This is a genomic window from Salinarchaeum sp. Harcht-Bsk1, from assembly GCF_000403645.1.
Taxonomy (GTDB): domain Archaea; phylum Halobacteriota; class Halobacteria; order Halobacteriales; family Salinarchaeaceae; genus Salinarchaeum.
The window spans coordinates 1,193,347-1,205,334 of sequence record NC_021313.1; the positions used below are offsets into that span (position 1 = coordinate 1,193,347).

An 11,988-nucleotide genomic window follows, 5' to 3' on the forward strand; every position below is an offset into this window, starting at 1 on the left:
CGAACCGCGAAGAGAGCTACGCCGGTGCGATCGCCGTCGGCTCCTCCTCGAACATCACCTGGAGCAGTGCCGCGAGCGCGTGGCGCAGGTGCCGGTTCACCGTCGGCTGTGAGACGTCGAGCAGTTCCGCGACGTCCTCGCCGGTGGACTCCCGGGGCCACTCGAAGAAGCCAGCGAAGAAGGCCGTCCTGAGGACCTCGAGCTGCCGCTCGGTCAGTTCGTCGAACAGGCCGGCGACCAGCTCCTGCCGGGTCTGGACGTCCCGACGGACGTTCCGGCGCCCGATCAACTGGACGGAGCTGTACCGTTCGCGGAGCATGTCGAGGAACTCGCGGACCTCGGTCGTCGTCGGAACGTCCACGACGACGGAGAGATCGCCACCGCTGGCGACCATCGATCTGGGCACGCCGCCGCGACCGACGAGGCTCGCGGCGAGCACCGTCCCCGCGACCGTCGCCTCGAACAGCGTCGGCTCCTCGGCCTCGCCGATCCGACGGAACTCGACGACCGAGTGGAGGTCCTCGAGCGCGTCCCGAACGGTCTCCGCCGCCACACCCGACGTCTCGAAGAACAGTCGCGATTCGTGCTCCCCGTGGGTCGCCAGCCCGACGTACTCCACGCGGGCGCCGGACGCCGCCGCGAGCTGGCCCAGGAAGTCCGCCTCCTCCTCGAGGCGCAGCCGGAGTTCGACGAACTCGTCGGCGTAGAGGGCGCGACGGGCCTCGACGGCGTTGATGGCGTTGGCGATCGTGCCGCCGAGGTCCTGCAACACGGAGCGTTCGAGGTCGCCGAACGCGCCCGGCTCGGTACCGTAGACCGCGAGGACGCCGTAGCTGTACTCGTCGAGCTCCAGGGGAACCGCGATCGCCGAGGAGAACTGCCAGACGAGCGCGTGCTTGCGCCAGTGCTCGGTGGTGACGCCTTCGACGATCGACTCGACGACGGTGGGGTCGCCGGACACCGCGGTCTGGACCGCCGGATCCGGTGTCTCCGATGACGTCGAGAGCGAAATCGCGTCGAGGTACTCGTGACCGATGCCGGCCCAGGTCCGCGGAACGAGTTCGGCTCCCTGCTCGTCGAGTGCGCCGATCCAGGCGAAGGCGGCGTCGTCGCTCTCGACGAGTCGCTCGCACACTGCCGACTCCACCTCGTCGCGGCTGCTCGCGCCGACCAGCGAGCGATCGACGCGCCGGATGATCTCGGTGATCTGTATCTGTCGGCGGAGCCGCCGGTTCTGTGTCTCGAGCTGGGACTGCTGGCTCCGGAGCGCGACCTCGTTGTCGAGCCGCTGGAGCGCGGTCTCCATCGTCGCGACGAGCGTCTCGGCGAGCCGGCGGTCGTCGGCGTCGGGCGCGTCTCTGCCCGAGGCGAGGAGCAAGACGCCGTACTCTCCGATCGGTACGAGCATCCCGGCGTGGTCGGAGGCTTCGAGAATCGGCGAGTTGTCCTGCGCCGGGTCGTCGATCTCGATCGCCTCGCCGCTGACGTAGCTCTCCCACACCAGCGAGTCGTCCTCGGCGTCGAAGCCGACCCCCTCGTCGCGACAGACCGTCTCGAAGGCCTCCGACACCGCGGCGGGTTCGAGCCGGCCCGTGGACTCCTCGAAGAGATAGACGGCGACGCAAGGCATGTCGAGGACGCCGACGGCCGCGTCGCGGACCCGCGCGGCCACTGCCGGACGCGAGTCGACTTCGAGGAGCCCGCGGGAGAGTTCGTGGAGCGATTCGAGAGTTAGCTCCTGTTCTTTTTGCTCCGTGATGTCCTGCACGGAGCCGCGGACGGCGACGATCTCGCCGTCGGACGTGACCGGCTCGCCGATCGCCCGGACCCACCGACGGCCGCGACCGTCGGTCGCGAGCCGCACCTCCATGTCGTAGCTCTCGCCGTTCTCGATCGCGTCCGCCATCACGCGGTCGATGCCCCGGCGCTCGTCGGAGTGGTAGAACTCGCGAACGGTCTCGACGTCGACGTGGTCCGCGGGCGTCGCGCCGTGAATCCGGTAGAACTCGTCGGTCGCCTCGAAGACGTACGGTTTGGATCGAACGTCGAGTTCCCACCCGCCGACGTGGGCGATCCGCTGTGCCAGGTCGAGCAGGTACTTCGTCCGTTTGAGTTCGTACTGGCGCTCGGCGCGCTCGCTGACGTCCCGTCCGATGCCCACGAGCACCTCGTTTCCGTCGGGATCCTCGAGCACCGACCCCAGGAAGTCGTAGCGGACCTTCTCGCCGTCCTTCGTCAGGACGCGCGCCTCCATCCGGGCGGAGCCAGTTTCGTACGCCTCGTCGAGCGCGGATGCGAGGGCGTCCCGATCCTCCGGGGCGATGAAGTCGAGTGGCTCCATCCCTTCGATCTCCTCCTCGGAGAAGCCCGTGGCCTCGCCGAGCGACTGATTCCAGCGCTCGAACGCCGAGTCCGGACCGACGACGTAGAAGACGTCCTCGATCGTGTCGAGGACGTCGTCGATGAACGAGGTGTACTCCACGAGGCGATCGGACTTGCGGCGTCGTTCGAGTTCGTAGCCGACCCACTGCGTCGCGAGGTCGACGAACGTGTACTGTTCGGCGGTGAACCCCGACGGCGCAGGATCGTCGTCGACGAAGGCCAGCGTGCCGGCGAGTTCGCCCTCGACGTACACCCGCCCGCCGATGTACGCGGCCGAGCCCCAGCGCTGGTACGCCGGGTGCTCCCCCCAGCCCTCGGCCGGGGCGTCGGCGATCGCGAACACCTCGCCAGTGGTGATCGTCTCGTTGCAGTACGTCTCCGTCAACGAGGTGACCGTCCCCGGAGACATCGTGTCGAGACCGCTCGTTTGCACGAACTCGAACCGGTCGTCCTCGGGGTCGATGGACGAGAGGTACCCGCCGGAAAGGTCGAGGCGTTCGCGGCCGAGGTCCAGCAGCGTCTGGATCTTCTCCTCGAGAGACGCGTCGCGGTCGGCGCCGATCTGGTAGAGTCGCTCGAGCGCCCGGTTCGTCTTCGTGAGGCGGTCGCGGGCTTCCCGGAGTTCCTCCTCTCGCTCCCGGCGTTCGGTGATGTCCCGGGCCGACACGACGAGTGACTCGACGTTCCCCGACGCGTCCGACACCGGGCGGATCACGCCCTCGGACGTGTAGGCGGCCGTCTCTGTCTCGTCGTGGTCGGCGACGTACTCGACGTACTCGTCGTGCGTGGCCGCACGCTCGATTCCAGAGCGGATCTCGGCTTGCAGCGCTTCGTCACCCTCCCACCAGGGCGTCTCCCAGAACGGTTCGCCGAGGACGGACTCCCGGTCGGCGTCGATCATCCCCATGGCCCGGTCGTTGATCTCCCGGAGCGTCCCGTCGGGATCGAGGATCACCGCGAGCAGGTTCGGGTCGTTGAACACCGCCTCGAAGTGCCGCGCGTACCGGTGGAGTTCGTCCTCGCGGTCCGCTGGATCGGGCTCGTCGGCGTCGGTCGGATCCGCCTTGCGCGTCGCGATCGCCGCGGTCATCTCTTCGAGCGCGCTCGCAAGCCGTCCCAGTTCGTCGTCGCGCTCCAGTTCGAACGCCACGTCGTAGTCCCCCGCCGCAACCCGTTCGACGCCCTCGATGAGCCGCTCGACGTCGCTCGTTGCCGCCATCCCACCGAGTGAGACCACACTGACGAGGACGTGCCAGTCCGTGCTGCCCAGTGCGGAGGGTGGCACACTCCCCCGGGGCGATGCTGCGATGGCGAAAGACAGGACCACGGCGATCCCCACCGCGAGCGAGACGAATCGGAGTCGTCGTTCTCGAGTCCTGGTGGCGTGACGCTGTGCCGGCGGCGCGGACGACCCAGTCATGTCACCCGAACAGGGCCCACGGCACCATTACGAGTGGGCTTCGTTCGGGCGTATCCGAGAGGAGTAACCATCGTTTTCCGGGCCACCTGCAGACGGCTGCCGGCGAGGTACGTACCAGCTGGGTACGGCTGACGTCGCGATCTGCGGGCAGGACCACGGTCAGCAGCCACTGGTCGTGACCGTCGGATCACCGCCGCGGCCGGATCCGAGGTCCCGGGAGGAGCCCCTCGAGTGAAATCGACCGACTGCGTCGAGGCGATTCGGTTTCACCCCACGCGGTGCTCGAGTCAGACCCGTCGCGTGAATACACATATCCCCCGGTCAAACGCGGGTTAATACACGTACGGAACAAACCGATACCGATCGTACCGCTAAAGAAGACTGACAATGGGTATTGCACCAAACGATCACGACGTCCAGACGGTTCAGACCGACGACCTTCGTTCGCTCTCTGTCGCCGCCGACGACCTCTCTCCGAGTCTCCGCATCGTCGCCGCCATCGCGGATACCATCGGGACCGACCCCGCGACGATGGCACCGCTGTTCCGTACCGTCGACACCGAGGCGCTGGATCGGCTCCTCGCTTCCGATACCGTCCTCGAAGTCGTCTTCGAGTACCAGGGCCACGCGATCGAGGTCGGCAGTGACGGGCACGTCACCATCGACGGCGAGGATGTCGAGGTGCACTGAAACGGTGCCAGAGTCGTACAGCCCGACGGATCGCGACGCACAGATCAGAGAACGCTACGACGAGTACGAGGTCGGCGAGTCGGTCGTCGGCGTCATCTCCGACCCGGAGAACGAACACGCCTGGATCTGGTCGGACGAACTCCAAGAGATCGAGACCTGATTGGCCCTGCTTCAGTAGACGGACACCCGATCGAGACCTGCTCCAACAGATCGAACGCTAACGAGACGTGCTTCTGCAGATCGAGCCCTGAGCAGGCCGGGGTGCCGGCCGCCGCGACGCATCCTCCTGACGCCCAGGATTAGGCGCCGCCGTCGACGGGTTCGCCCTCGACAGACGACTTGATCTCGGCGAGTTCCTCGTCGATCTCGTCAGTTTCCGTGAGTTCGGACAGTTCGCGCTCCAGCGACGACTCCTCGCGCAACTGATCTTCGAGGACGCCCTCCTCCTCGAGTTCGTCGAGCGCGGCGGATCTGGCCTCCATCTCCCTGGTCTGGTCCTCCGCTCGCTCGATCGCCCGGTTGACGTCGGCGAGTTCGTCGCCGGCGCCGGTGACCGCCTCGGACACGCGAGTGCTGGCCTCCGCGGCCTGGTGGCGAGCCTTCAGCGTCTCCTTGCGCGTGCGGAACTGATCGACGCGCTCCTGGAGCGCCTCCTTCTTCTCGACGAGGTCGTCCTGGGTCATCCCCAGTTCCTCGATCCGGTCGTCCAACTGGTCGATCTGGGCGGACTTCGTCCGCTTCTTCTCGAGAGCACGCCGCGCGAGGTCGTCGCGGTCCTGCTCGACCGCGCGTCGCGCCTGGTCCTCGTGCTTCTCGACGTTCTCCTCGAGCCGCCGACGCTGGGTTTCGAGGCGCTTCTTCTGGGTCGTCAGGTCTGCGATGCCGCGCTTGACTGACTGGAGTTCGTCCTGCAGTTGCTCGTAGGAGTAATCCAGCGTCTGCGCGGGGTCCTCCGCGCGACCGATCGCCGCGTTGACTTTCGAGCGAACGACGTACGACGCGCGTGATAGGATGCCCATACGTGACACAGTGGCACCCTGGAGACAAAAACCTGACCGACGGCTGCCGACAGTGAAACGGTGCCCGCTGCCGCGGGCGGTGAAAGCGGCCGAGGCTCAGGGATCCAGGGTCGAGGATCGCGAGCGGTCCTCCGCGGGCGACTCGGCAGCCGCGACGATCCGTTCGACGGTCTCTGCAACGTCGTCGATCGGCTCGCCGTCGGGGAGCGGATCCGCGTCGATCTCCGCGGCCAGTTCCCTGGCGTACTCGATGAGGCCCGGCGGTACCGTCTGGGCAGCGAGGTCCGCGCCCGCGGCGATCGCGAGGACGACGACGTCCGCCTCCAGCGACGGCTCGTCGTCGACGTCGAGTGGCGAATCACCGGCGTCGAGGTCCGACGCATCGCCCTCGTGGGGCTGGCCGTCGGCGTCCCGCGAGTGCGTGCGACCGAACCGCCGGATGATCTCGACGACCCGGTCGCGCACGCCGGTGTGGGCGAGCTGGTTCAGGCCGCTTGCGACCAGCACCTCCGCCGCAACGACGTCGACGTCGGGGTCGCCCTCGCCAGCGGGCGGCCACGGCTCGGTTTCGACGAGTCGGCGCGTGAGCCGCAGGCCCTCGTAGATCAACTGAACCCCGGCTGCGCGCTGAGCGGCGGCCTCCGAGGCGACCGCGCCGTCGATCGCACTGGCCGTTCGGACCGTCAGAATACCCGGCGTGAGCGGCCGGCCCTCGAGCGTCCGCTCCAGCCTGGCCCGGAACGGGTCGGGGTCGATCTCGCGTAGCGACTCCCGTAGCGCCTCGCGGACGCGCGGGGCCTCCTCCATGACCGTGGAGTTGGGGGTAAGCGGGCAAAGACCTTTGGAAACGCCGCAGGGAAGGGACGGCGATCGAGGAGTGACGGAGCGACGGCGACAGCAAACGGCCCGGAAGCCCCTCCTAGCCCCCCGGACGTGGTTGGTCGAACTCCGGCGGTTCGGTGGAGTGTGCAATCGCACGATACCCGGAGGAACGCGAAAGCTCGCACTGGGCGATAGCCAATGCCGTCGCACGGACTGGCGTGAAAGAGAGAATCGCGCGAACCCGAACTCAGAGCGCGTCGAGCGTCGCAGTCCGGCCGGCCTCGGCGTCGACCTCCGCGCCGAGGCGCTCCAGCGTCTCGCCCAGCGCGTTCACGACGTAGATCACGTTCTCCGGGCGAGCGGAGTAGCCCATGCAGCCGATGCGGAAGATGTCGCCCTCCAGATCGCCGAGCCCGCTGGCGATCTCGATGTCGTAGTCCTCGAGGAGCGTCGAGATGACCGCACCGTCGTCGACGCCGTCGGGCACGCGAACCGCGTTGAGGCTCGGGAGCCAGTACTCGTCGGCGGGGTTGAGTCCGAGGCCCATCGCCTCCATCCCGGCCTTGAGGGCGCCTGCCATCTCGAGGTGGCGCTCCCAGCGCGACTCGATGCCCTCCTCGGCGACGAGTCGGAGGGCCTCTCTGAGCGCGTAGACGTTCGTGATCGGGGCGGTGTGGTGGTAAGCGCGCTCGTCGCCCCAGTAGTCGTCGAGGAGGGAGAGATCGAGGTACCACGAGCGGGCGGGTTCCTCGCGGGCGCGGACTTTCTCCATCGCGCGATCGTTGAGCGTGAGCGGACTGGCACCCGGCGGGCAGGAGAGGCACTTTTGCGGGCCGGCGTAGGCCACGTCGATGCCCCACTCGTCGACCCGCAATTCGACGCCACCGATCGAGGTGACGCTGTCCGCGATCACGAGCGCCCCGTGGTCGTGGGCCGCCTCGGTCAGCGCGGGGACGTCGATCTGTTTCGCACCGGTCGAGGTCTCGGCGTGGACGAAGCCGAAGACGTCCGGTTCGTGTGTCGCCAGAGCGTCTTCGACGTCGGCCGGATCCAGCGGCTCGCCCCACGGTGCGTCGACCTCGACGACGTCGCCGCCGGCGCGGCGGGCCATCTCGGCCATCCGGCCGCCGAAGTAGCCGTTCGTCGGGACGAGCATCGTGTCGCCCGGCGCGACGACGTTGCCGATCGCGGCCTCCATCGCCGCCGAACCGGTGCCCGAGACCGGGATCGACCACTCGTTGTCGGTGCGGAACGTGTAGCGCAGGAGCTCCTGGACTTCGTCCATGATCTCGACGAAGGAGGGATCCAGGTGGCCCACCAGCGGCGTGCTCATCGCACGGAGGACTCTCGGGTGCACGTCGCTCGGTCCTGGCCCCATCAGCGTGCGATCCGGCGGCGTCAGTTCGCCGACGGCCGGTGGCTCGCTCGACTCGCGAAGCACGGGATCGTCCGTCATGGGCGGGTGCTCGACCGCCAACGCCCTAAAAGAGGGGGTCGCGGCGAGGCGGACGCGGTAACTGCGTGCGTGCCGACGGCGAGCGACCGTTCAGGCGGTCTCGATCGAATCCAAGAGGTTCGACAGCTCCTCGTCGATGTTGCGCTCGAAGTACCGCTCGACGCCGGGCAGCTTCCCGTCGACGGCGAACGACGATCGCACCCTGGTGCCGCCGTCGTCGAGTTCGGTCAACTCGTGTTCGCCCTCGACGCCGAACGCCTTCGAGTCGCCGGTGAAGCGGACGAACGTCGGCTCCTCGCGGACCTCGTCGCGGGTGCGCACCGCGATGGTCCGGTTGATCACCGGGATCGGGAGCGACACCTGCCAGACGAACTCCTGGCCCTCGACGCGAAAGGAGTCGACGACGCTGATCGCTCGCCCCCGGCGAGCCGGGTCGGCGAGCACGTCCCAGACGGCGTCGATTCCGGCGTCCACCTCGACGACCCGCTCGACCTCTACGACCATCGTTGTTCGACCTTCGGCGGCGTGCACGTAAAGACCCCCGACAGCGGACGCGATCGACCTCCTGGGCTCCGGGCGGTCGTCGCCGGGAAAGACCGAAGCACGCGGCGATCACAGCGGGCGTATGATCAGGACTGGAACCCGGACCGTGGCGGACGGTGCGACGATCCGTACCGTCACCTTCGACCGGCCGGAACGCCGGAACGCGCTGACGCCGAAGGGGCTGGACCAGCTCGAAGCCGCAGTCACCGACGCGACCGAACCGGTCGTCCTCCTTCGCGGCGACGGCGACGCCTTCTGCGCCGGCGCGGACCTCGATGTCGTCGACGCGCTGCCGGATCGCGACGCGGCGAAGGCCTTCGCCGAGCACGGCCAGCGCGTCGCGACCGCGATTGCCGCGGCCGATCCGCTGGTCGTGGCGGGTATCGACGGAGCGGCCAGGGGCGGTGGGCTCGAACTCGCACTCGCCTGCGATCTCCGGATCGCGACGCCGACAGCCACCCTGGGAGAGCCGGGCGTCGAACTCGGCCTGTTCGGCGCGTGGGGCGGCACGATCCGGCTCCGGGAGGTCTGCGGACTCGGCGACGCGATGGACCTCGCGTGCTCCGGGCGGGTGCTCGACGCCGAGGACGCCCTGCGGATCGGACTGGTCTCTCGGATCGTCGACGGAGAACAGGGAATCGTCGAGGTCGCCGAGGAACTCGCGAGCGTCGATCCCGACGCGCTCCGGACGGTCAAGCGGCGACTCCGCGACGACGCGGATCGAGCGACGCAAGAAGCGAGCGAAGCAGCGGCGTTCGCGGACCTGGTCGTGGCACGGACCGACGGCGGCGGGCGGTGACGGCGGATCGACGCCGACCTCAGTCGTCGGCGTCCGGCGCAACGTCGGGGCCGTCGACGCTGACGCCGTCCTCCGTCGACTCGCCGTCGATCACGCCGGGGACCCCGGCAGCACCGACCGAGCCGTCGGCCGGATCGGGCGGCGCAGCAGCGTCGAGGTCACCGCGCCGGAGCGCACCGCGGAGGGCGAGTTGGGCGACGGTCGCGCCGTGGTCGGCGGTGCGGCGGCAGTGCTCGAGCGCCCGACCCTGCCAGACGTCCGGCTCGGCGGCGAAAAGCGCTCGTTCGGTCTCGTCGAGGGCATCCTCGAGGGCCGCGTGTCGTGCCAGCGCCGAGCGGGCGTCGTCGGTGCCGTCCTCGGCGACGAGCGCGTCGGTCGCCCGTTCGAGCACCGTCCGGGCGCGCTCGCCGAGTCGCTCGAACGCCTCGGCCAGATCGTCGTCCGCGAGCGGCGCGGTGTGGTCGGCGTCCGTACCGGACTGGTGCCGGGCGTCGTCGACGTCCTGTCCCTGGCCGTGCGTCTCGACGAGGTTGCCGAGCCGGCGGGCGTCGGCGGCCACGGCCTGCAGTTCGCGGGCGGTCGCCCGGAGCACCGCGAGTTCGGGCCGGGAGGAATCGAGCGCGTCGAGCGTGCCGATCTCCGAGCAGCCACGCTGGAAGTGGCGGTCCACGAGCGCGAACAGTCGATCTGCCTCGGCGCCGCGGTCGATCGCGTCCGGATCCGCCTCGCCGACGAGCGCGCCGACGGCATCGCGGTGGGTCGAGGACGCGACGAAGGCGAGCTGGCGCACCGACTGCTGGATCGAGACCTCCGACCCGTCCAGCAGTACGCGGATCGCGAGCAGGTCCTCGCGCTCCTGGACGACGGTCGTCCCGGGGAGGTCGTCGGTGACGCGGCCGACCGCGCGGCGCTGCTCGCGGGTCAGGCTCTCGGTCGCCTCGAATCGGATCGCGTCGACCCCCGCGGCGTAGGCCGATCGGAGCAGTCGCTCCAGTCGTTGGGGTGACTCGTGGGCGACGGTGACGGTACGTTCGGTCTCGCGGTCGTCGTCGCCGGGCTGGACGACGAGCACGTCGTCCGGGTGGGCGAACAGCGTGACCAGCGAGCCGGCGTCGAGGCCGCGGGCTCGGGCCCAGTCCTTGGGGAGCGAGACGCTGAAGGTAGAGCCGCCGACTTTCTGGATCTTGCGCGTTTCACGAGCCATGATTAGACGACGAGGGTCGGGTCGTGTTCGACCATGTAGAGCGTTCGAGCGGCGACGTTCACGGCGTGGTCGCCGACGCGCTCGAGGTCGCGGATCGTCAGCAGGACCCGCGACACGTCGTCGAGGGCCTGCTCGACGTCCCACTCCGTCGGTGGGTCGGTATCGGTCGCGGCGGTGCCAGCCGAGAGGAGCTGCCGGACGACGTCCTCGCCCGCGTGCTGGCAGAGCACGTCGAGTTCGTCGTCGCGCGCCGCGATTTCGGGGCAGACCTCGGCGTTCTCTGTCTCGAAGGCGTCCAGAGCGTCCTGAAGCATGGCCTCGGCATCGCGGCCGATCTCGGTGACGCTCTCGGGCGGCACGTCGACGGCGGACGATGCGGTGCCGGCGGCGCCGTCCGCGGCGACGGTCCCGTCGCCCGCTGCCAGCGCGTACTGGCCGAGGTTCGTCGCGAGGTCGCCGACCCGCTCGAGATCGGTGAGGATCTTGAACGCGGCCGCGACGAACCGGAGGTCGCTGGCGACGGGCTGCTGGAGGGCGAACAGGTCGACGCAGCGTGCCTCCAGGTCGAGGTAGCGCTCGTTGACGGCGTCGTCGCCGTCGATCACGTCGCTCGCTAGCTCGGCGTCGGCCGTCTCCAAGGCCGTCAGGGCGTCGTCGAGCTGCGCGAGCACGTGCTCGCCCATCCCGACCACGTCGGCCTGGAGCGCCTCGAGTTCGGCCTGGAATGACTCTCGGGGCACGGGCGTGCTCACCCGAACTTCCCGGTGATGTAGTCCTCGACGCGCTGGCTCTGGGGATCCTCGAACACCTGGTCGGTCTCGCCGTACTCGACGAGTTCGCCACCCGTGAGGAAGACGGCGGTCTGGTCGGAGATCCGCGCGGCCTGCTGCATGTTGTGGGTGACGACGACGACGGTGTAGTCCTCGGCGAGCTCCTCGATGAGGTCCTCGATCTTCGCGGTCGCAATCGGGTCGAGCGCGCTCGCGGGCTCGTCCATGAGGATGACCTCCGGGTCGACGGCGAGACAGCGCGCGATGCAGAGTCGCTGCTGTTGCCCACCGGAGAGGCCGAGGGCGTTGTCGTCGAGGCGGTCCTCGACCTCGTCCCAGAGTGCGGCCTGACGCAGGCACCGCTCGACGAGGTCGTCGCGCTCTTCGGTGTCGTCGCGGCCGAGCAGCTTCGGCAGCAGCCCGGTCGAGATGTCGCCGTGCTTGCGCGGTCCATAGGAGATGTTGTCCCGGATCGACTTCGGGAACGGGTTCGGCGCCTGGAACACCATGCCGACGCGCCGGCGAAGCTCCACGAGGTCGACGTTGTCCTGGTAGATCTCCTGGCCGTCGAGTTCGACGGAGCCGTCGATCTCGGCCGCCTTGATGCGGTCGTTCATGCGGTTGAGGCACCGCAGGTAGGTGGACTTGCCACAGCCGGAGGGGCCGATCAGCGCCGTGACGCTCTGCTCGGGGATCTCCATGGAGACCCCCTGGAGCGCCCGTTCGTCGCCGTAGTAGACGTCGAGGTCCTCGACGGCGAACTTCGGCTCCCCGGCGAACTCGTAGTTGCGCCACTCCTCCTGAACGCGCTCGTGGGTCTCGCCGGCGGTGGTCGCGCTGTGCGTCTCGTCGTCGGTCCGCGTGAGGTCTGCTTCACTCATTG

10 protein-coding genes and 1 pseudogene are annotated in these 11,988 nt (G+C 69.0%); 3 read left to right on the forward strand and 8 right to left on the reverse strand.

Annotated elements, in window-relative coordinates; genetic code table 11:
- Positions 1–16: 16 nt before the first annotated feature.
- Positions 17–3,667, reverse strand: a complete 3,651-nt coding sequence (locus L593_RS05610; protein WP_020445970.1) for a bacterio-opsin activator domain-containing protein — start codon at positions 3,665–3,667, stop codon at positions 17–19.
- 522 nt (positions 3,668–4,189) lie between these two features.
- Here L593_RS05610 and L593_RS05615 point away from each other — a divergent pair.
- Together L593_RS05615 and L593_RS15905 are read left to right on the forward strand one after the other, a co-directional pair.
- The gene (locus L593_RS05615; RefSeq protein ID WP_020445971.1) at positions 4,190–4,492 is read left to right on the forward strand and encodes a HalOD1 output domain-containing protein; all 303 of its coding nucleotides are present in this window, start codon (positions 4,190–4,192) and stop codon (positions 4,490–4,492) included.
- A 4-nt stretch (positions 4,493–4,496) separates the two neighbouring features.
- Positions 4,497–4,652, forward strand: coding sequence for a hypothetical protein (locus L593_RS15905; protein WP_187292662.1), 156 nt, complete (start codon positions 4,497–4,499; stop codon positions 4,650–4,652).
- Positions 4,653–4,800: 148 nt separating this feature from the next.
- Here the strand turns inward: L593_RS15905 and L593_RS05620 are convergent.
- From L593_RS05620 to L593_RS05635, 4 genes and pseudogenes are all read right to left on the reverse strand, one after another.
- A pseudogene (locus L593_RS05620) lies at positions 4,801–5,511 on the reverse strand (PspA/IM30 family protein); the annotation flags it as partial.
- Between the two features lie 96 nt (positions 5,512–5,607).
- Positions 5,608–6,318 (reverse strand): hypothetical protein, encoded by a 711-nt coding sequence (locus L593_RS05625; protein ID WP_020445973.1) that lies wholly within the window; start codon positions 6,316–6,318, stop codon positions 5,608–5,610.
- A gap of 262 nt (positions 6,319–6,580) precedes the next feature.
- Positions 6,581–7,789, reverse strand: coding sequence for an alanine--glyoxylate aminotransferase family protein (locus L593_RS05630; RefSeq protein ID WP_020445974.1), 1,209 nt, complete (start codon positions 7,787–7,789; stop codon positions 6,581–6,583).
- A gap of 90 nt (positions 7,790–7,879) precedes the next feature.
- A complete protein-coding gene (locus tag L593_RS05635; RefSeq protein WP_020445975.1) occupies positions 7,880–8,293 on the reverse strand; it encodes an SRPBCC family protein in 414 nt (137 codons plus the stop codon).
- A 121-nt stretch (positions 8,294–8,414) separates the two neighbouring features.
- Here L593_RS05635 and L593_RS05640 point away from each other — a divergent pair, with 121 nt between their 5' ends.
- On the forward strand, positions 8,415–9,131 hold the full coding sequence (locus L593_RS05640; protein ID WP_020445976.1) for an enoyl-CoA hydratase/isomerase family protein: 717 nt from the start codon (positions 8,415–8,417) through the stop codon (positions 9,129–9,131).
- A gap of 19 nt (positions 9,132–9,150) precedes the next feature.
- Here the strand turns inward: L593_RS05640 and L593_RS05645 are convergent, their stop codons facing one another.
- Genes L593_RS05645 through pstB form a run of 3 tightly spaced genes read right to left on the reverse strand, consistent with a single transcriptional unit; the run spans position 9,151 to position 11,986 of the window.
- Positions 9,151–10,335, reverse strand: coding sequence for an AbrB/MazE/SpoVT family DNA-binding domain-containing protein (locus tag L593_RS05645; protein ID WP_020445977.1), 1,185 nt, complete (start codon positions 10,333–10,335; stop codon positions 9,151–9,153).
- Positions 10,336–10,337: 2 nt separating this feature from the next.
- The gene (phoU, locus tag L593_RS05650; protein ID WP_049894332.1) at positions 10,338–11,075 is read right to left on the reverse strand and encodes a phosphate signaling complex protein PhoU; all 738 of its coding nucleotides are present in this window, start codon (positions 11,073–11,075) and stop codon (positions 10,338–10,340) included.
- An 8-nt stretch (positions 11,076–11,083) separates the two neighbouring features.
- Complete coding sequence (pstB, locus tag L593_RS05655) at positions 11,084–11,986, reverse strand: phosphate ABC transporter ATP-binding protein PstB (RefSeq protein ID WP_049894334.1); 903 nt, start codon at positions 11,984–11,986, stop codon at positions 11,084–11,086.
- Positions 11,987–11,988: the final 2 nt, after the last annotated feature.

Coding starts and splice junctions, on each gene's coding strand:
- L593_RS05615 (WP_020445971.1), top strand. CDS start 4,190: ATGGGTATTGCACCAAACGATCACGACGTCCAGACGGTTCAGACCGAC.
- L593_RS05625 (WP_020445973.1), bottom strand. CDS start 6,318: ATGGAGGAGGCCCCGCGCGTCCGCGAGGCGCTACGGGAGTCGCTACGC.
- L593_RS05630 (WP_020445974.1), bottom strand. CDS start 7,789: ATGACGGACGATCCCGTGCTTCGCGAGTCGAGCGAGCCACCGGCCGTC.
- L593_RS05635 (WP_020445975.1), bottom strand. CDS start 8,293: ATGGTCGTAGAGGTCGAGCGGGTCGTCGAGGTGGACGCCGGAATCGAC.
- L593_RS05640 (WP_020445976.1), top strand. CDS start 8,415: ATGATCAGGACTGGAACCCGGACCGTGGCGGACGGTGCGACGATCCGT.
- L593_RS05645 (WP_020445977.1), bottom strand. CDS start 10,335: ATGGCTCGTGAAACGCGCAAGATCCAGAAAGTCGGCGGCTCTACCTTC.
- pstB (WP_049894334.1), bottom strand. CDS start 11,986: ATGAGTGAAGCAGACCTCACGCGGACCGACGACGAGACGCACAGCGCG.